The sequence below is a fragment of the Candidatus Tisiphia endosymbiont of Dioctria linearis genome (assembly GCF_964026545.1).
In the GTDB taxonomy this organism is placed as follows: Bacteria; Pseudomonadota; Alphaproteobacteria; order Rickettsiales; family Rickettsiaceae; genus Tisiphia.
Genome location: NZ_OZ032156.1, coordinates 963,919 through 984,977 on the forward strand (window position 1 = coordinate 963,919; position 21,059 = coordinate 984,977).

The window sequence follows — 21,059 nt, forward strand, 5'->3', positions numbered from 1 at the left end:
TATGTTTAAAAATTTATTACAACTTTACAGCATGATAATTTGTCTTTTTGCTAGCCTGACTCTTATGTTCACATTGGTGCAAGTTATGCAAAATATTGCAAGTCTAGTATTACCAGAATATAAGTATAATCATGATATAGCTAAATTTAACTCTGTCGAGAACTTTATTAATTCGAAGAATCCACAGGAAGCGGAAAAGATTAGATTATTAAGTAAAATAGAAATAGACAAAAAGATAAGTCTTGAAAAAACAAATTATATGCAAAAAGTAGAAAAAGATACAATATTTAATCTAATTAGTAATACTACTTGGGTAATTACTAGTTTAATATTTTTTATTATCCATTGGTTGCTGTATAAAAAATCATCCAAGCGTCATTGCGAGGAGATACTTTAGTAGCGTGAAGCAATCTATTTTTAATCACTTTTATGGATTGCTTTGTCGGCTCACGCTTCCTCGCAATGATGCGTGAACGTTCACTCATATATTATCACCTAATTCAATTGCTTTACTAATATCTGATTATTTTATTCTATTAACTGAGGCAGGTGAGAAGAAATCGCCTTGCATAGCATCTATTTTTAGATTGATTAAGAATTTGGCAATTTTACCATTCTCAACAAATTCTGCTACAGTTTGAATACCCAAATCCTCAGAGAGGTTAATTAATCTTTTAATGAAGTCTTGACTTTGCAGATCGCTGGTGATGTTACGTACGTAGCTACCATCAATTTTAAGAATATCTATTGGCAAATTTTGTAATTGCTTAAATGAAGTAAACCCAGAGCCGAAATCATCTAAAGCAAATTTGCAACCGTATTTTCTTAATCTGTGCATAAAATACGTTATTTGTTGATAATGCTGATTAAGGCTAGTCTCAGTAATTTCGATAATTAATCTTCCTGAAACATCATATGTTTGTAATAATTTTTCTGCTATTACTAGCAAAGGAGAATCTAATGTGCCAATATTTGAAATATTAACTGATAGCATCAAGTCTGGGTTAGCATCTAATTCTTTGATTGCCATTTCTAGCACTACTTGATCTACTATAAAAATTAAACCTTTCTTTTCAGCCTCTGGGATTATTGCTCCTACAGAACATAGATAGTTATTTGTATCAGGAATCCTTAATAAACATTCATAGTAATGAGCTTTCATTGTTTTACGGTCAATAACTGGCTGATAAGCAAAAACCATTGTTTTGTTTAATAGGGACTTTCTTAAGAGATTAAGCTGTTTATTGGACTCTTTAATGTATTCTATATTATAATATTTAGAGTCATACTCACGATAATAATTTTGGTCACCTGGATAAGAAATTAGCCAGTTCAATAAATTATAAATTTCTTCAGCTTTATTGCTAAATTTGGGAAATTCTATGCTAGCAATACTACAATTCATATAAACTGTAGGTAATAGATCATCAACATAAAGCTGGGATAATAAATGTGCTTTTAGGGCAATTTCTTTAACTAGATTTGGATCTAATATCGGTAGAACTAATAATATTCGATCATGTTCAATGTGTTTATAAATTGATGTGACAAAATTGCTAATTAATTCATTGCAAATTTCAGAAATAATTTTATTAAGTTTGTCAATTATGTGAATGTCTTTTGCCATCATAGCATTTAATTCGTCATAATTTAATAGCTTAAAAGAGATGCAATATCCACGCTCTACTTTATCAAGCTCAAACTGTAAATTTCTAATTTTCGTATCTAATTTCACCATAACTCAAATAATATAAATTTACTAAATACTAAAATCCTAGTAGAATGATACAAGTAAAAGTTTTATATTATAAAATTATGAGCAAAATAAATAGAATAAAAAGCAAATTAGATGTGTTAAAACCACATTATTGCGAAATAGTTGATGAAAGTTCCAAACATGCTAGCCATACTGGTGGAACTACTGAAAGCCATTTTAGGGTTAAAATTTTTTCAACAGCTTTTATAGGAAAAAGCTTGCTAGAACAACATAAAATGATTAACAATCTTTTAGCAGATGAGTTAGCTAGTGGGTTACACGCCTTATCAATTGATACGAAAAAACCTAAATCGCTTATTGATTCACAGCAAACTAGTTGACGATAGAAATGGAGTCGGAAGAATATTAGAAATCATTATAACCTAAAGGAGGAATTATGGGACTTGCAGATAAGTTATTAAAAGAAGTTAAGTCTATAAAAGAAGGTCTTGCTAAAGAGGCTAAAAGTTTGCGTAGAGAAATCCGTGATGAAATAAAGCCTCCAAGTACTTTTGAAGAAGTTAAAAGAGTTGGTGCGGATATGCTTAATGCTTTAGAAAAAGAAGGAAAAGATTTAAAAGGCGATATAAAGGATATATTTGTTCCTGTAATTAAGGCAGTGAAAGAAGGGTTAAAAGAAGCGAAAGACGCTGCTGGAGCAGGAGAGATTTTTGAAAAATTGCATGATAAGGTTCCATTCAATAAAAATGTATCGTTTACAAAAGATTTGAAAAATTTCTTAAAAAGTATGGGAACGGTGTTCACTTCTATTCTTAAAGATGATGACACGCAAAAGGGAGCATGGAATAATATCAAAAAAGCTACAAGCAAGCTTAAGGGAACGATACAAAAAACATTATCGGTAAAAACTGGTATAGGTAGATAGCTATACCCCGTTATTGTGCATGGGTGTCAGTTTAAGAAGGTAATAATTGGAAAGCCGTCATTGCGAGAAGGCGTTAGCCGACGAAGCAATCCACTCTTTTATGGATTGCCACGCCACCTACGGTGGCTCGCTAATAGACGCTTATGTGCAGATATACTGTTTTACTTACTCCTTAAACTGACGCCTATGCGTCATTGCGAGGAGCAGCTTCGCTGTGACGAAGCAATCCAAATATAATCACTTTCCTGGATTGCTTCGTTGCCACTAAAGTAGCACAATTGTCGAAAGTGGTTCCTCGCTAATAGACAGAAAAGCTATAGAATCAGTCTTTAACTTTATGTTATATTTGGAGTGTGGTGCATTATGATATATGATGAAAAAGAATCTACGTTGTTTGAAAACCTTAAAAGTTCTGAGGCGAATAGTACTGCAATTGAGGAGTCTATAAATGAAGATTTTAGTGGTCAAGAGAAGCCAGATGAATCAAAAGTGTTGCCTCTAGATGAAGTACTAAGTAATTCTTTAGATAATCAAATAATTCAACCAAAAGAAAGAAAAGCAAGGGTTGTAAAAAGCCTTGATGATATGGAGCTTGAACGTGCAAATAAGTTAGCAGCTACTTCTCCTGCAAAAGCAGTAAGAAGTAAGGATGATTTGTCGATAATTGAGCAAGAAAAAAGTGAGAAATTAAAATCGGTTAAAACAAATGAGATTAGAATTTCAAATGAATTTCTAAAATCTTTAGAACAAGAAAATAAAGAAATAAAGACAGAATCAAAAATAAAAAGAGCTATCTCTTACATAGTTTCTGCTTGGGAGTGGACAAAAAAGACCAAGGCTTTCAAGGCTATAGATTGGCTGTTAAATACAAGATTAGGCAAAATTGTACTTGGTAGTGCTGTAAGTCGTGTTATTACGACTACACTTGCAATAGTAGTATTAGCTGGGATATCACCCCCTATAGCCTTAGCTATGGCTGCAGTAACATTAGTTGGGGTAGCTGGCGGAATGGTAGCTGAGACTATTAAAATAAGAAAGCTTCGTAAACTTGCCCAAGAAAATGATCTGTTAATGCAGAATCGAAGAGATATAAGCAAACAACAATATTTATTAACACTGGATTCCAAATTAGCTCAATTGTTGGAAAATAAATTATATGTCCCCACATCTGTCCCAGGTGAAGAAAATAGACATTATCATCACGTATCTTCCAAAGCAGAAATGGCATTTAGTACAAGTAAATTTTTTATGGATAATATTAAGAGCGCAGCTAGTTTAGCATCTAATATAGTTGCAGCTAGCACTGGTAATCCTGTTAAGATTGCTGCAGCGGTTAAATCTGGTACGGCTGCAGCGGTTACTTTGATTACCTCAGGGTTAACTGAAAAACAATCAGCTGATCTTGTCACAGCATTTAAAATTAATATTAATGGTGAACTCCGTAAGAGTGATGTTGCCAATTATCAGAATTTACAAGAGCTGCGTGAAATCGCCCAAAAACAAAATATTCAAACTGCTGCTTTGACTGAGTTGATCCGAGATAAAGATTATTTCAAGTTAACTGATGAACAAAAACAAAATAAATTTGATATATATCAAGAAGCTTTAACTGAAATAAGCCACGACAAAGATTATAGAAAATTAACTGATGAGCAAAAACGAGTTATGCTGCATGCAGCAGTAAATAAGCTGGAAGATAAATCTAATGAAAAGCCTAGTGAACAAGAAACTGAAACTAAAGAAAAGAAAAAAAATAGTAATATACTGGTATCAGCGGCAAAAGGTATGGTAAGCTTTTTAAAAGATTTTGGTAGGGCACATGATCCTTTTTATAAACAACCTGAGGTCAAAGGTGATAGTTCATTAACTAAAGCTATGGGGGCTGCCAAGAAATCTGCTGAGGAAATCGTAACACCTGCGGTTATAGAACAATTACGAAAAAGTAAATCTGTGCCAGATTTATCGCAAAAAGAGAGTAACCTTACCCACCAGAAGAAATTGCAAAGAAGTAATTCTTTAGAACGGCATATTGAACGATAAGTTGTGAGTGAGCGTTCACGGAAAAAAAGTTAAAGTACAAGACATCTATTAGTGAGAAGGCGTAAGCCAAGAAGAAATCCAAGAACAATGGATTGCCACGACCACGTAAGTTAGCTCGCAATGACGTCTTGTACTTTAACTTTTTTCCGTCAACACTCACGTAACTCAAGCTTTATTTCTATTCATGCAACAATGCCATTAAGAATGATGGATGATTATAAAATTCAGGGCAATTTAAAAGCCTATTATAATGTAACCTCAATTCGGGATAAGAATAAGCCTTTTAAAGAATGGGTAACAGTAATGTACTGAGTTAGGAAGTAAAAAAATAAGCAATATCGCAAAAATAATGAAAATTAGCTATTAGTGGAGCAAAAAAATCTGCTATATATAACTGAATTTGGCATAACTTGTTATATCGAATTTAGGTTAATGTATTGTTTCTTTTATCTAGGCTCTGTGAACAAAATTTTAATTGTTTAGATTTTGAGTATTTTTAAGCGAAAATTAATAAGATTTTTGCCGGAATAGTTAGTTCTATTTCAAAAAAATCTTATAATTTGCAGCTAAAAAGAGTCGAAATCTAGTAATTTAAATTTTGTTCACAGAGCCTAGGAGACTGCCTGCAATAACTAGAGTAATTCTATATTTACCATAACATAATTACCATAATGCAATGAGTAATAAAATAAGTAATCCATCTACAATAGTAGTTGCAATGTCTGGGGGGGTTGATAGCTCAGTAGTAGCTGCTATGCTTTGTGAACAAGGACATAAAGTCATTGGTATAACACTACAATTATACGATCACGGCATAGCCACCAAGAAAAAGAATGCTTGTTGTGCTGGGCAAGACATTTATGACGCAAAAATGGTGGCGGATATGTTAAATATTCCGCATTATGTACTGGATTACGAGTCTAAATTTAAAGAATCAGTAATTTATAACTTTGCCGATAGTTATATTAGAGGCGAAACACCTTCGCCATGTGTACAATGTAACCAGTCAGTTAAATTTAAGGACTTACTAAAAGTAGCAAAAGATTTAGGAGCTGACTGTCTTGCTACCGGTCATTATGTTCGGAAAGTCGAAGGTATAGATGGAGCAGAATTACATACTGGTATTGATATTGCCAAAGACCAAAGTTATTTTTTGTTTGCAACTACTTTAGAACAACTAAATTATCTATCTTTTCCTTTGGGAGAATTAAGCAAAGAGCAAACAAGAAATATTGCTACTAGATTTAACTTAGGCGTTGCAGATAAGCCCGATAGCCAAGATATTTGTTTTGTACCAGATGGTGATTATAGGAAGGTAATTAGTAATATCCGAACTGATGTTAATGAAAAAGGTAAAATAATCCATGTAGACGGCTTTGAACTTGGGACACATAATGGTATCATCAACTATACTATAGGTCAACGTCGTGGACTTGGAATAGCTTTTCATGAGCCACTTTATGTAGTAAGAATTGACCCTAATACAAAAATTGTCTATGTTGGTCCAGATTCGGCATTAGATTCTACCGAATTTACTATTAAGAATGTTAACTGGCTTGGTAAAGAAATGGTTGTCCAAGAGGAAGTTGAGGTACAAGTTAAGATTCGTTCGACTCGTCCTGCTACCTTTGCCAAGATTAGTAGGATAAGTAATACAGAAATTAGGGTGAAGTTAATGTCTGCAGAGAAAGCTGTAACTCCTGGTCAGGCTTGTGTCATATATGATAATGCTCGAGTTCTTGGTGGGGGATGGATTACTAGAGAAATTTCATAAATACTTTTAGTATTTTCTATTATTAAAATTGGAGAGATTAATGAGTTTTTTAACAAGAAAAAGTTTTGAATCAATAAAAGAGCTAGGGAAGACTAGTGGTCTTAGCAAAACTCTAGGGGCATTTGATCTGATATTATTAGGTCTTGGGGCTATAATAGGCACGGGTGTATTCGTGACCACGGGCATAATTGCAGCTAAATATTCCGGTCCAGCAGTTATGCTATCATATGCTATTGCTGGTGGAACATGTATTTTTGTTGCCTTTGCCTATACAGAGCTTGCTACCATGTTACCGACTTCCGGCAGTGTATATACTTATTCTTATGTAGCTTTTGGTGAAATATTTGCTTGGTTAATTGGTAGCGTTATTATATTAGAACTCGGTTTTGCTGCTGGTGCGGTTGCAGCTGGCTGGTCAGGATATGCTCAGGGTATATTGTCAGCAGGCGGAATAGATTTACCTAAAGCTTTAACTACCGTTCCTAGCAATGGTGGAATAATAAATTTACCAGCTTTTCTTATTGTAGTATTTGTCTTTTTTATTTTATATTTAGGAACAAAAGATAGCAAAAAGCTAAATGCTATTTTAGTTTTTTTAAAAATGGCAGCTATATTTGCTTTTATCCTATCTGCCACCCCACATTTTGACGTCACAAATTGGCATAATTTTCTGCCTTTTGGTGCTAATAATATGCTAGTTGGGGCGTCTATCCTACTTTTTGCTATGACAGGCTTTGGTACTCTAGCCTCTACAGCTGAAGAATGCAAAAATCCAAATCGGGATTTAATGATTGGTATTATTGGCTCATTAGTAATTGCAACGATAGTATATGTTCTAATAGCTGGACTAGTCACTGGTATAGCCCCTTTTGATCAACTTAATAACGATCAACCACTTGCTTACGCTCTTAGCTTGAATAATAGTAATATTGGGTCTGCCATCGTTGCTACTGGAGCAGTATGCGGTATGACTACAGTACTGATGATGAATATTTATGGTACATCTCGTATCTTTTATGTAATTGCCCGAGATGGGTTATTGCCAAAGAGTTTTGCAAAACTGCATGCAAAATACGATAGTCCTTATATTACTATCTTAATATTTTCTGCTCTTGCTGCATTATTAGGAGGATTTTGTCCATCTGCAATTCTTTTTCAGTTATCATCTATGGGGGCTCTAATCGATTACTCAGTAATTGCTGTAATAGTCATGTTGTTTAGAATAAAAATGCCAAATGTTCCAAGACCATTTAAGTGTCCTGCTGCATGTATCATTATACCATTTGTTTTAATAGCTTGCTTATATTTACTATCTATACAAATGTTTGATAGTAACTTTAATTTGATGATTGCAGGGCAATTATTAATATATTGGTTTGCACTAATGTTTGTTCTGTATATTCTTAGATTGTTCTTTATGAAACGACAAGTTTAATTTGTATGAGTAATGCACTACAACCATTACGTGGTACTAAAGAGCTACTGCCTGCGGATTATATAATTCACGATTATATAATTAACACAGCAAAACATATTGGTGAACTTTATGGTTATCAAGCCATGAGTACGCCGATAATTGAATATAGTAAAGTTTTTGATCGTACACTTGGAGAGACTTCTGATGTAATAAGCAAGGAAATGTACAATTTCCTTGATAAGAGTGATAATAATATTTCTCTTAGACCTGAGTTTACAGCCGGTATTATTAGGGCTTTTATCTCTAATAACCTGCAACAAACATTACCTATTAAGTTCTTTTCAAGCGGTCCAGTATTTCGTTATGACCGACCACAGGCTGGTAGACAAAGGCAATTTCATCAAATAAACTTTGAGTATATTGGTGGAGAAGAAGGCTCGAGTAACGATGCTGAAACAATTAGGCTTGCCTTAGATATTCTTCAGGCTTTAGAAATAGATAAAGATACAACTTTAGAAATAAACTCAATTGGTTGTGCTGCAACTCGTACCATCTACCAACAAAAGCTGGTAGAGTATTTCAATGATTATAAGTCAGAATTATCAGAAGATAGCCAAAAGCGACTCGTCAGAAATCCGATGCGGATCTTAGATTCAAAAGATGAAAATGATAGAAAAATAGTTGCGAATAGCCCGTTAATGTCTCAATACTATAATAGTGATACTGCAAAATATTTTGACGATGTACTAAAATACTTAGATTTACTGAATGTAAAATATATCATTAACCCAAGGCTAGTAAGGGGGCTTGATTATTATTGCCATACAACTTTTGAGTTTACTACTAGCAAACTTGGCAGTCAGTCGACAATTCTTGCTGGTGGAAGATATGATGGGTTGAGCAAAATTATGGGCGGGTCAGAGACAAAAGCCATTGGCTTTGCTGCTGGAATCGAAAGGCTTGCTTTAATGAGAGAATACAACATACCTAAAGCCAGACCAGTATTTATCTTTCCTATTAGTGACAATAATTTAGAATATTGTTTAATCTTAGCCAATCAATTACGCCAAAAAAATATTTCTGTTACCTTAGACGCCAAAGGCAAAATAGCCAAGAGAATGATCCGGGCTAATCTACAGAAAGCTAAATATGTTATTTTTGTTGGTGATGATGAACAAATGAGTAATAGCTTTAAATTAAAAGATCTTGATAAAGAACAAGAATATTTATTACAATTTGAGAAAATTGTAGAATTATTAGTTAATGTATAAAAATTGTATGGTATGCCGTAGGTGGCGTGTCAATCCATAAAAGAGTGGATTGCTTCGTCGGCTAACGCCCCCTCGCAATGATGGTTTTTCAATATTGTTTTTTTAAGTTGACGCCTTCTCGCTAATAGACGTCTTGTACTTTAACTTTTTTTCCATGAACGTTTACTTTTTCTCAATAGATACTTATGTTAACTCCTTCAAAATTGTTCATTATTTGGTTGTTTGGTTTAACTAGCGGATTTACCTTAATGATTACAGGCAATACCTTAAACTATTGGCTTGCTAAAGAAAATATTGATTTACAATCTATTGGAATGTTTGCTGTTATCGTAATACCTTATTCTATCAATTTTTTATGGGCTCCTATTTTTGATACTGTAAAGTTAGGTTGGTTAAGTAAGCTACTTGGTCATAGATTATCTTGGATTTGTCTGATTCAAATTTTGTTGGCATTTGCTATTTTTCTTTTAAGTACCATGGATCCTCATCATAGTCTAATATTGTTTGCACTGGTAGGATTAATAATATCATTTTTAAGTTCAGCTAAAGATACTGTCCTAGGAGCATTTAGAACTGAAATTATTGCCAAAGAATCTCAAGGGGCAGCTTCTGGAATTTATATTTTTGGCTATCGTATCGGTATGCTAATATCAGGTTCCGGAGCTATTTATCTATCAAGCTACTTGGGATGGAATAATATATATAAAATCTTTGCCATTTCTGTACTTGTTTGCTCTGCTATTTTAGTTATGAGTATCTTACGATTAAAGCATGACTTAATTTCCCAAATTTATCAGGATTATAAGGTAAATAGTTCAAACTTTATACAAAATATCTTGAGACCTGTAGGATCTTTTTATTTAATCTTTTTAATAATAATCTTCCTTATTTTATATAGATTACCAGATGATTTTATTTGTATGATGATTAATCCTTTTCTGATACATATTGGTTATAACGAATTTGAAATAGCTAGTGCAGGGAAATTTTTTGGCATAATATCTGCAATAATTGGTGGGCTAATAGCTAGCTCAGTGATGAGAAAAAAGAATATCTTGGATAGCTTGCTGATATTTGGAGTAATTCATGCCATAGCACATACCTTATTTATTCTGCAAGAGATTTATGGTAAAAATCTACCTTTATTCTTTATTACAACAGGTTTTGAGAGTATAACTGGTGGAATGACTATGACAGCCTACATTGCTTTTATTGCTTCAATTTGTCAAGGTAAATTTCGTGCTACACAATATTCGTTTTTCACTTCTATGATGGGATTTTCACGATCGATTTTTCCAGCTCTTTCAGGATATATTGTTGTACAATTCGGATGGCAAAACTTTTTTACATTTATTATTATCACAACAATCCCTTCCCTCCTTCTGCTACTAAAAATCAGCTCATTACTAAAAGTAAAAATGAAGTAAATGATTCCAAGTGTTAAAAAGCGTGCAATAATGACCCACTAAATGGGTTAATGTGCGTTCAATTTTGATCCACCCTAAAAGTGGAAAATCGTAGTCTTATTAACCCATTATTTTCAACCTATTTTAACTTTACCTTGGGAACGAATAATGCTTCTTATAGTATTACGTGCAATATCTAATTCACGACTGATTGAGCGTATTGACTCGCCACGGTGGTAACGCACTAGTATTTTTCTTTTACTTTCCATTATTAACACTCTGATTTAATACTCCTATTATTTAAATTGAATAATAGAAGTATAGGTTGAAAATAATGGTTAATAAGACTACGATTTTCCACTTTTAGGGTGGATCAAAATTGAACGCACATTAACCCATTTAGTGGGTCATTATTGCACGCTTTTTAACACTTATGCCACATTCCTACATAAATGTTGCTAGTTCCCTTATTGATAATTCACATAATTATAGGATACGTCAGTTAATTAATTAAAAAAGAAAACCATCTTTAGTTTTCTTTTTTAATTAATTAACTTGACGTATCCTATAATTTGTCATCATAATATCCAAATATGGAATATTTGGATATTATGATGACTGTAAAAAGATATTTAAATTTAGACTTACCACAGGGACAATCAGCGTTTCTTTGGGGAGCAAGAAAAACTGGTAAGACAACATTTTTACATCAAAAATTTCCTCATGCAATTTTCATCGATTTATTACAAAGTGAAGTTTTTGCAAAGTATTCATTAAACCCTCACTATATTCGTTTAGAAATTCTTGCTATACCAGAAGAAAAAAGATGCGGAATGGTTATAGTAATAGATGAAATACAAAAAATTCCCCAGATTCTTAATGAAGTTCATTGGATGATAGAAAACATAAAAGGAGTAAGTTTTATACTTTGTGGTTCTAGTTCTAGAAAGTTAAAATCGTCTGGTTCTAACCTGCTTGGCGGTAGAGCATGGAGATATCAAATGTTTCCTTTTTGCTATTCAGAGATTAAAGAATTAAATTGGGATAGAATTTTTAATAGAGGTTTAATACCTGCTCATTATTTTTCTGAATTTGCTTCAAAATCACTATCTGCTTATGTATATGATTACTTGATTAATGAAGTGCAGCTAGAGGCTAACATTCGAAGAAGGGATCCATTCATAAAGTTTCTAGATGTTGTTGCTTTAAGTAATACTGAAATGATTAATTTTACTAATATTGCTCGAGATTGTGGAGTTAATAAAGCAACAGCAAAAAGTTATTTTGAAATTCTAGAAGACATGTATATAGGATATTTTTTGTACCCATACGCTAAGCGTAAAAACAGACAGATTATTACACAAATACCAAAATTTTATTTATTTGATACTGGGGTTGCAAATTATCTAGCTAAATATACTTTTACTGGATTTTATTCATCAGAAGCTGGTAAAGCTTTTGAACATTATATTTTTCTTGAACTAAAACTATATCAGGTTATGTTTAACATTAGGGAAGAATTATTTTACTACCGTGATTCTGAAGGACATGAAGTAGATTTTATATTAGGAAATCAAGCTTTTGAAGTTAAAACTAGATCTAATATTACATTTAGAGATATAAAAGGACTTCTTTTGTTTGGGCAAGATTATGGAGCAATGTTAAACGTCATATCTACTACTGACAGAAAAAGGATTGAGACTTTTGGAACTCAAACTGTAACGATTTGGCCAGTACAAGAATTTCTTGAATCATTATGGTCAAATAGTTTGTACTAGATGATGTTCATTATAACTTTTGTATATAAGATTGAATTTTAAGTTATATCAAAATTTTGTAGAATTTTGATATAAGCAAGATGCATTGTACCAATGCTTACTTTTTTTTTACCATTCTGAATCCTATTTAACTTTGGTCAAAAGAGAATCAAGAGTATCTTTAAGAGATTGTACCGGTTCAAATGCAAGTTGACCTTCCAATACCTTAGAAGACTTTTTAACAATACTTTTAACTTACAATTGCTTCGTCGCCACTAAAGTGATTCCTCGCTAATAGACGGTGGTGCGTGTTCCTGCTGACCAAATGTTTGTCGGTAATAGTAAGTTTCGCAAGGGTATAGTTAATTCAGGAGAATTTGGTGCTAGGAACGATGGAGTGACGCCTATAAGTAATAGGCGAGCGACGAGTGACGACGTCACCAACTTCTCATCAATTGACTATAACATCTATTACTTTTCCCGTCCTGTGCTTTGGGCTTTGTTATTGCTATTGCCAAGTACTACTTTCATAGCATTACCAATCTGTACTAGTTTGGATAGCGGTTTTAAAGTAGTGTTTAATGATGTAAGATCTTGCAAAAACTGTGTAGGGACAATATTTTTTGTTTTGTCTTTAACTAAATTTACAAAAGCTGTGGTGATTTTTTCTCTGTTGGGTATTAATTTGACTGCTTCTTGTATTTGAGATGTGATAGTAAATATATTTTTTGTTGCTTTATAACAACAATCTAACTTTTCAATGACAGTTTTATTAGGACTTAATGTAGAGAGGAGGTTTCCTTTTATACTACATAATTCTGGTTCGATTAAATTTTTTAGATATTTTTCTTTGTTTGGCATATTTCCAAGGATTTTACTCGCACCATCACGTATAGCACTGATAACCCCAATTATACCACTCTTATTATAAGGAAATTCTTCGGACAAGTCAACAAGTTTTTTAAAATACTCTTTTTCTTTTGGCTCTTGTCTAACCGATTTATTAATCTTCTTCAAAGAGTCTACATCTAACCCTAATTCTGCTACAGCTACAGGTGAAACTCCTGTTATTTCTGCTATTTCAGCAATTTGTTTAGCTTTACAGTATTTTTCTTTAAGGTCTGGATGTTTTTCTATTCTTACTAATTTTTCTTCAACTACTCCTAGTTTTGCCTTCCAATTATCTACTGTCTTTGTTAGATTTTCCGTACTGAGAAAAGATTTTACCGAATCTAACAAGCCACTTCCTTTGAGTACCAAACCAACTATCGGCATTTGTATAGATATTAAAGCAATTAATAAATTTCCACAAAAATCGATAATCTTTTCTGACGCTCCAGGATACGAGGCATTTAGTTTGTTTTGAAACTGTAAAATACTTTCAAGAATGTTTATTATGTATTCAATGAAAGTACTTTCAAAAAACAACATTTCCTCCTTTACTTGTTCTTGTTCGTCAAGATATAGGTCTAATTCATCTAAGGAATTGCCGACTGTTTCTTTGAAATATTCAGCTATTTCTCGATTTTGTTGTTGATCATTCGAATCTGAATCTACAAATATGTCATATATATAGCCAGCTCTTTTTTTTATACGCTTTAAGTTACTGGAAAACATTTTGAGTGTTTTCATAGAATCAAATTTCAATTGCTTTATAGTACTAGCAATAGAAGTGTTCGATAAGATACTAGGTAAAGCACTTTCTGCAAGGAGAGAATATATATTAGGCATAATAAATTGTTTATATTTAAATTTTTGAATCGATAATTTACCATCTGTGCTTAAAGATAATACAAATAAAAACTATAGTTTAACACTGTTATGTTGCTCTTAAGGTTAGTTTTTGATATGTTACATATTGGCTTTATCACAAATAGGTCAATTTTTAGATCAATGATATCTTTAACTTATTGCAGAAGCTAGCAAATTTTTTTAACATAAACATATTTAGAAAATCAACTATGTATAAATTTACACATTTTGCCATTATCATTTTGTTCAACTATTCGGTTTTTGCTGTCGACTTACCTGATGCTTTATCTAGTGCATACAATAATAATGGCGAATTACAAATCATTAGACAAAACTTTTTAAGTGAGATTGAACAGTTTTCTGCAGCTTTCTCAGGTTTTATGCCTAATATATCTTATAATATTAACTCTAACATTAGTAAGAATAAACCGAATAGTCAATATGCTCCTAATTCTTCTAAAAAAGAGACAAAATCACAACAAAACACTTTTATATTAGAGCAGCCTATATTTAGTGGTGGTAGTAGTGTTGCAAATTTGAAATCTGCTCAGTCAGCTTTTAGAGCATCGCGTGCTAAATATTATGCGGAAGAACAGAGGGTTCTTTTAAGCTTAATAAAAAATTATCTCGATTGTTATGATGCAAAAGAGAAATATGAGATTTCTGAAATTAGTGTAAAAACTAACAAACATCAATTAGCAACCATTGAAGAAAAACTAAAATTAGGTGAAGCAACATCAATAGATTTAGCTAGTGCCAAGGCAAGCCTTGCAGTGGCTGAGACTAATAGATTAAACGTATATGCTAATTATCAAGCAACAAAAGCAACCTTTAGTCGAGTTTTTGGTATAGAAGCGGATGATATTGCTATGCCTCCTATGCCGGACAACTTACCTAATTCATTAGATGCTTTAATAGAGAAGGCAGTAAATGTTAATCCTAGCATAGACAGTACAAGACATAGTGTTAGAAGTCATAAAGCTGCCCAAATAGCAGCAATGGCTGAACTTCTGCCTAAGGTAAATTTTAAAATTGAGTCTGGTAAAAACATCTATACCCCAGAGACTCCAATGACTAATAATAGCAGAAGTACTACATCAACTTTATCAGTTAACATACCTATTTATTCTCATGGGGGTAGCGAATATTCAAAAATTAGGAAAGCTAAAAATAGCACTAGGAGTGCAGCTATTCAACTTGATGACACAATAAAGCAAATACGAGCAAGTGCTATTGGTAGTTGGGAAGGATTTGAAGCAGCAAAATCTAAAATTATCGCCACATCACAAGGAGTAGAAGCGGCTCAAATAGCTTATGATGGGATAATGCAGGAGGAAATTGTTGGTTCCAAAACAATCTTAGAAGTTTTAACTGCTGAAGAAAAATTATATAATACTAAGATAGCAAAAGTTGATGCATGTAGAGACTCTATTTTAGCGGCTTACCAAATAAAATCTTTACTAGGGGAATTAACTGCAAAAAGCTTGAAATTAAAAGTTAAATATTTTACTCCTGAAGATGAGTTTAAAGGACTCAAGAAAAAACTTATTATAGGTTTTTAATTATGAGTAAAGACCATAACAAAAACCAAGATATGTCAGTTGAAGAGATACTGAAATCAATTAAGGGAATGATTGATAATCGTAATGAACCCCCATCTAATGATGACGATATATTAGAATTGACTAATATAGCTTGGAATGAAGAAGATAAGCTAGAAGAGGATAGTACACATAGTCAATTAGCAGAAGAACTATTGCAGGAATCCTTGATATCCGATAAATCTGCAGCAGAAACTACTAAGATTTTCCAACATTTCTCGAAAACAGCTCGAGAGATTAATATAAATGCTTCAAACTCTAAGGTTAAAACGTTAGAGGATCTAATTGTTGAGATGATACGACCACAATTGAGTCAATGGTTAGATAAAAACTTGCCTTTATTAGTAAAGCAGTTAGTAGAAAAAGAGATTCAAAAGTTATTGCCAAATGATCAGAAATGACTTAGTGCAAGAAGTAAATTATGTTATAATCAGCGTAATGCGAGCTAATAATATAAAATAACGTGAGAATTCTAATGTACTTTAATAGAACTCTTGGAAATGATAGTAGGGGTTTCGTCATTCTAAAATTATTAGCTAGATTAAGCTACAGGAAATTCTTAGTAACCCTTCTAATAACTATTTCTTTGTTTATAGATAGGGCTTATTCTGCTCCACCACCCCTGCCGTCTCCAACGTTGCCACAATTAGAAAATGAGAAAGTGAATAAACACAAAGAAGATTCACAAGAGACAGATTCTTTAATGAAAGAAATACAACAATTTATGCCCTCCAAGAAAACGGATGATCAAGTACCAGAACCAATAAAACCAGCATCTACACCACAAAATACCAGTAATGAAGCTAGTAAAGAAGAAGGGGAGACAGATTCTTTCATTGATTTAGGAAATAATAAATTACCAATTCTAGACAATACTCTATATGATAAAAAAATAAATAACCCAAAAAAATCGGATCAATTAGATAAAATTCCGTCCCAGAAAATTGAGCTAGAAGAATCCAGTAAAAACAACAATAATAATATTAACAACAATTCTCCTACCCTGCCACCAACTGAAAATCAAAATATAGAGAGTCAAGATACTGTACCCCTTAAGCCTATTGAGTCACCTATTTTGCCTAAACCCCAGATAGCTGGAGATCAGATAGATTCGCTGTCTGGTGACAATAAGTCTGATATCGAAGTAACTACCACTATTATACCGCCTGTAACTATGCCTGATAAAGAGAAAAATCAAGTAGAGTTGCCGCAAATAGGTAGTGAAGATAATAAGGGAGTGGTTACGCCTAATCTAGATATAGCGCCTTCTTCACAAGAAAAAAAGCCTACTGAGCCACAAGCAGCTGATCCTATCATACCAGCATTACCTAAGGAAAATACTGAACCTAAAATGACTAAGCCTGATATTACACCGATTCTCACAAAGGATTCTCCAGTTGCTGAGACACCGCAAACTCAAACGCCTGTACCAGTCTTTGTAAAAAAGAATAAGCAACCAGATGAGTCTAGTAACATTGACGAAAAGCAAGATAGTAATTTAGTTAAAGAAGAAAAAGAACTAGATAAGAAACAGCCAAATAAAACTATTCCAATTGCCAAGAGTGCAACTATTACCATTAAAGAAATATCACCGGAAATGGCTCTGTTCATAGAAGATGAAAAACAAATGTTATTTTTGCCAGATGATGATATAGTATTAGGAGAGCTTACAGAAGAGGCAAGATTAAATCAAATGGCGATGTATGCATTTATTCAAATGTTTAAGAGAATTTATGATAGTGAGCATAGAGAGAATCAAAGAAAGATAATAAATAGGTTTATTGATAATTATAATAGAGACGTGCATATTACTAATAGTATAGTAAATGATGCAACAGATAGAGCATTTGAAGCAGTTAGCAAAAATAATTTATTTACTCTTAGGGTTCTTTTGGATAATTATTTAATCATCCAAAAAAGGGGGGATGATAATTACACTCTTTTGCATGAATCTGCAGAAACTGGCAATTATTATATAGCAAAATTTTTGATTATGCGTGGGGTAAACATTAAGGCTACTGATTATCATTATAGAACAGCATTGGAAATCTCTGATGAGCAAAATAATAATGTTAGTTGCTTGATCAGAAAGGCAACAGCAAATTAGTCTCGAAGGAAGCTATGGCTAGGAGGTATAGTGGAGGAAGAGTTGACTATTTGCTGCATAATCCCTCTAACTGAACAGCAGTATTAAATAGGGGTTGAGAGCAGATATATACTCAAATGATTTGAAGAATTGGATTTGAAAATGAGGGGCGAGCATACGCATAAGCGTCAGTTTAAGGAAAACGAGATGAAAAAGCTGTAGGGAGATATGACTTAAGATTGTATAATGATGATTCACGCACACAATTAATAAGGAATCCTCAAAATGAGTATATAAAAAAATAAAAGGTTTTTTTACATCATCTAAATTAAAAAAACTTGCTCAAAAATCCAGGAAAAAAACAGGTCTTCAACCGTTCAGATATGCGGTTTATAGCATGTTTTCTTTTCTCCTTAGACTGACGCCTATGTACTATCACAAGCATATGGAGCTATACCAACAATTGATGACAATTCATTGCTACTATAATTTTTATTCCCTAAGTCTGTTAGTGAGGAATTCATTAAAATTTAAGTTGAATATAAACTATTAACAATATAATATGGAGGCATTGAAATTAGATAAGATAAAATGATTAATATTACTTTTCCAGATGGAGTTCAAAAACAATTTACAAAAAATATTACGGGGTTGGAGATAGCTAGTCAAATCTCGACTTCTCTAGCAAAAGATGCTTTAGTTATTGAGATAAATAATGAGCTAAAGGACTTAAGTTTACCTATAGAATCTGATTGTAATTTAAGAATTCTTACCAGCAAAGATCCAGAATGTTTGGAAATATTACGCCATGATGCAGCTCATATTATTGCTGAAGCGGCTAAAGAATTATTTCCCAATATCCAGGTAACTATAGGACCCGCTATTGAAAATGGCTTTTTTTATGATTTTGCTAAGGAGCAACCTTTTTCATCGGAAGATTTGCTGAAGATAGAAGCAAAAATGCATGAGATTGTTAAAAGAAATGAGAAAATCACTAGAGAACTATGGAACCGTGATCAAGCTATAGAATTCTTTAAATCAATTGGTGAACATTATAAAGCCGAGATAATCTCAGAAATTCCGGCAAATGAGGATATTACATTATATCGGCAAGGCAATTTTGTTGATCTGTGCCGTGGTCCGCATGCTCCATCAACTGGCTTCATTAAACATTTCAAATTAATGAAAGTGGCAGGTGCATATTGGCGAGGTGATAGTAAAAATCCTATGCTACAAAGAATCTATGGTACAGCTTGGGCAACAAAAGAGCAGTTGGACAATTATCTGTATATGCTTGAAGAGGCAGAGAAACGTGATCATAGAAAATTAGGGCGGGAACTTGATTTGTTCCATTTTCAGGAAGAAGCTCAAGGTATGGTATTTTGGCATGATAAGGGTTGGAGCATATACCGTATTATCGAACAATATATCAGAAATAAAATCAGAAAAATGGGGTATATTGAGGTAAAAACTCCGGTACTTGTTGATAAAAGCTTGTGGGAATCTTCTGGTCACTGGGAAAAATTTAGAGAAGATATGTTTGCTCTAAATCTTGCTGATGATAAAACGCTGGCTATGAAACCAATGAATTGTCCATGTCATGTGCAGATTTTTAAGCAAGGTATCAAAAGTTATCGAGATTTACCATTGAGTATGTCTGAATTTGGTTTGTGTCATAGAAACGAGGCATCTGGAGCACTGCATGGTTTGATGAGAGTAAAGGCTTTTAGGCAAGATGATGCCCATATTTTCTGTACTGAAGAGCAAATTAACAGTGAGACAGTAAAATTTTGTAGTCTCTTAACCGAGATTTATAAAGATTTTGGTTTTTCGGATATAAAAATTAAATTTTCAGATCGTCCTAAGGTGCGGGCTGGCAGTGATGAAGTTTGGGATAAAGCCGAAAATGCTCTAAAAAGTGCCGTAAAAGAAGCCGGTTATTCTTACATATTAAACCCTGGTGATGGGGCATTTTATGGGCCAAAACTAGATTTTTGTCTTAAAGATTCAATAGGTAGAGAATGGCAATGCGGTACTCTACAAGTTGATTTTGTCTTACCGGAACGTCTTGATGCCCACTATATTGCAGCAAACGGTGAGAAAAAGAGACCAGTAATGTTGCATAGGGCTGTGATTGGTTCTTTTGAACGATTCATTGGCATATTAATTGAAGAATATGCCGGACGATTCCCTCTATGGTTAGCTCCTGTACAAGTAGCTATTGCTACCATCACTAGTGATTTAAATGATTATGCACTTGAGGTGCATAAATTATTGGTTAGTGAAGGGGTAAGGTCAGATATTGATATTTCGCCTGAAAAGATTAATTATAAAATACGTTGTTTTTCTAATGATAAAGTGCCTATAATAGCTGTTGTTGGTAAACAGGAAATGGCAAATAATACTGTGACTATAAGACAACTCGGATCTGATCAACAAGAAATTATTTCTTTAGAAAATCTAGTAAAGCTTGTGAAAGATCAGAATACCCGCTATTTAACGTAAGTGGTATTTTGAATATAGCTAAATGTCATTGTGAGTCCACTAGCACTCCGTCATTGCGAACGAACATATGTGAGCGAAGCAATCCATTCTTCATTAAGAAATAGATTACTTCAATGCTACTAAAGTAGTTTCTCGCAATGACAGTTGAGGTTTATGTACTCCTTGCAATGACGAGTTAACTAGAATGGGTTAGTTATATGCTCAAAGTAATTTGAGTAATAATACAATTTTATTTAAACAATAATTATGGAGAAGTTTTATTTCTGGAGTTAAGAATAGTAATTTTCCGAAGGCTAACAGGGAAATTAGGGCTAGTCAAGTTCGTTTAGTCGGTGAAAATGGTGAGATGCTTGGCATCGTCAATATCAAGGAAGCTTTGGAGTATGCCGGAAAGGTTGCTTTAGATTTGGTGGAAATCTCACCAAATGCTGAGCCTCCTGTCTGTAAAGTGTTGAATTTTGGTAAGTTTAAATATGATAGTAAAAAACGTATACAAGATTCCAGGAAAAAACAAAGAATTATTGTCCTTAAAGAGATGAAGTTTAAGCCAAACATTAGTCAGGGGGATTTTGATGTAAAGCTTCGTAAAATCAAAGATTTTTTGAAGGAAGGTGACAAAGTAAAAATCTCCTTATGGTTCAAAGGTAGAGAGATTATCCATAACGATATTGGTATGAAGTTATTTGACCGTATATTGTTAGAACTAGAAGGTTTGGCTAAGATTGATTCTGCTCCTAAAATGGAAGGTAAACAGATAATTATGTTAGTCAGTCCTAATACAACAAAAATACTAACGAACTAATTAGAA

18 protein-coding genes are annotated in these 21,059 nt (G+C 33.1%); 15 read left to right on the top strand and 3 right to left on the bottom strand.

The features are described from left to right. Nucleotides 1–85 precede the first annotated feature (85 nt). Nucleotides 86–397: a hypothetical protein gene (locus AAGD42_RS04660; RefSeq protein WP_341760715.1), complete on the top strand. Its 312-nt coding sequence runs from the start codon at nt 86–88 to the stop codon at nt 395–397. Between the two features lie 126 nt (nt 398–523). Here the strand turns inward: AAGD42_RS04660 and AAGD42_RS04665 are convergent, their stop codons facing one another. Next, the gene (locus AAGD42_RS04665; RefSeq protein ID WP_341752428.1) at nt 524–1,738 is read right to left on the bottom strand and encodes an EAL domain-containing protein; all 1,215 of its coding nucleotides are present in this window, start codon (nt 1,736–1,738) and stop codon (nt 524–526) included. Nucleotides 1,739–1,815: 77 nt separating this feature from the next. Here AAGD42_RS04665 and AAGD42_RS04670 point away from each other — a divergent pair, with 77 nt between their 5' ends. The 8 genes from AAGD42_RS04670 (at nt 1,816) to AAGD42_RS04705 (ending at nt 10,571) form a co-directional block, all read left to right on the top strand. Continuing rightward, the gene (locus AAGD42_RS04670) at nt 1,816–2,097 is read left to right on the top strand and encodes a BolA family protein (protein WP_341752429.1); all 282 of its coding nucleotides are present in this window, start codon (nt 1,816–1,818) and stop codon (nt 2,095–2,097) included. A 56-nt stretch (nt 2,098–2,153) separates the two neighbouring features. After that, on the top strand, nt 2,154–2,642 hold the full coding sequence (locus AAGD42_RS04675; RefSeq protein ID WP_341752430.1) for a hypothetical protein: 489 nt from the start codon (nt 2,154–2,156) through the stop codon (nt 2,640–2,642). Nucleotides 2,643–3,005: 363 nt separating this feature from the next. Then, nucleotides 3,006–4,682 carry a hypothetical protein gene (locus AAGD42_RS04680; RefSeq protein WP_341752431.1) on the top strand — a complete coding sequence of 559 codons (1,677 nt, stop codon included), beginning with the start codon at nt 3,006–3,008 and terminating at the stop codon, nt 4,680–4,682. 120 nt (nt 4,683–4,802) lie between these two features. Further along, on the top strand, nt 4,803–4,994 hold the full coding sequence (locus AAGD42_RS04685) for a hypothetical protein (protein WP_341752432.1): 192 nt from the start codon (nt 4,803–4,805) through the stop codon (nt 4,992–4,994). Nucleotides 4,995–5,358: 364 nt separating this feature from the next. Next, nucleotides 5,359–6,456, top strand: a complete 1,098-nt coding sequence (mnmA, locus tag AAGD42_RS04690; protein WP_341752433.1) for a tRNA 2-thiouridine(34) synthase MnmA — start codon at nt 5,359–5,361, stop codon at nt 6,454–6,456. Between the two features lie 40 nt (nt 6,457–6,496). Next, nucleotides 6,497–7,891: an amino acid permease gene (locus AAGD42_RS04695; protein ID WP_341752434.1), complete on the top strand. Its 1,395-nt coding sequence runs from the start codon at nt 6,497–6,499 to the stop codon at nt 7,889–7,891. Nucleotides 7,892–7,896: 5 nt separating this feature from the next. Continuing rightward, on the top strand, nt 7,897–9,144 hold the full coding sequence (gene hisS, locus AAGD42_RS04700; protein ID WP_341752435.1) for a histidine--tRNA ligase: 1,248 nt from the start codon (nt 7,897–7,899) through the stop codon (nt 9,142–9,144). Between the two features lie 185 nt (nt 9,145–9,329). Then, nucleotides 9,330–10,571, top strand: coding sequence for an AmpG family muropeptide MFS transporter (locus AAGD42_RS04705; RefSeq protein ID WP_341752436.1), 1,242 nt, complete (start codon nt 9,330–9,332; stop codon nt 10,569–10,571). 113 nt (nt 10,572–10,684) lie between these two features. Here AAGD42_RS04705 and AAGD42_RS07150 read toward each other — a convergent pair whose 3' ends face one another. Then, a complete protein-coding gene (locus tag AAGD42_RS07150; RefSeq protein ID WP_410520924.1) occupies nt 10,685–10,819 on the bottom strand; it encodes a hypothetical protein in 135 nt (44 codons plus the stop codon). A gap of 345 nt (nt 10,820–11,164) precedes the next feature. Here AAGD42_RS07150 and AAGD42_RS04710 point away from each other — a divergent pair, with 345 nt between their 5' ends. Continuing rightward, on the top strand, nt 11,165–12,328 hold the full coding sequence (locus tag AAGD42_RS04710; protein ID WP_341760716.1) for an ATP-binding protein: 1,164 nt from the start codon (nt 11,165–11,167) through the stop codon (nt 12,326–12,328). Nucleotides 12,329–12,778: 450 nt separating this feature from the next. On the opposite strand, the gene AAGD42_RS04715 is transcribed toward AAGD42_RS04710, so the two are convergent. Further along, a complete protein-coding gene (locus tag AAGD42_RS04715) occupies nt 12,779–14,038 on the bottom strand; it encodes a hypothetical protein (protein WP_341752438.1) in 1,260 nt (419 codons plus the stop codon). 230 nt (nt 14,039–14,268) lie between these two features. On the opposite strand from AAGD42_RS04715, the gene AAGD42_RS04720 reads away from it, so the two are divergent. From AAGD42_RS04720 to infC, 5 genes are all read left to right on the top strand, one after another. Beyond that, a complete protein-coding gene (locus AAGD42_RS04720) occupies nt 14,269–15,621 on the top strand; it encodes a TolC family protein (RefSeq protein WP_341752439.1) in 1,353 nt (450 codons plus the stop codon). 2 nt (nt 15,622–15,623) lie between these two features. Then, the gene (locus tag AAGD42_RS04725) at nt 15,624–16,061 is read left to right on the top strand and encodes a DUF2497 domain-containing protein (protein WP_341750252.1); all 438 of its coding nucleotides are present in this window, start codon (nt 15,624–15,626) and stop codon (nt 16,059–16,061) included. Nucleotides 16,062–16,135: 74 nt separating this feature from the next. Next, on the top strand, nt 16,136–17,767 hold the full coding sequence (locus AAGD42_RS04730; protein WP_341752440.1) for a hypothetical protein: 1,632 nt from the start codon (nt 16,136–16,138) through the stop codon (nt 17,765–17,767). A 570-nt stretch (nt 17,768–18,337) separates the two neighbouring features. Beyond that, the gene (gene thrS / locus AAGD42_RS04735; protein ID WP_341752441.1) at nt 18,338–20,251 is read left to right on the top strand and encodes a threonine--tRNA ligase; all 1,914 of its coding nucleotides are present in this window, start codon (nt 18,338–18,340) and stop codon (nt 20,249–20,251) included. 259 nt (nt 20,252–20,510) lie between these two features. Then, a complete protein-coding gene (gene infC, locus AAGD42_RS04740) occupies nt 20,511–21,053 on the top strand; it encodes a translation initiation factor IF-3 (RefSeq protein ID WP_341760786.1) in 543 nt (180 codons plus the stop codon). The last annotated feature ends 6 nt before the right edge of the window (nt 21,054–21,059 follow it).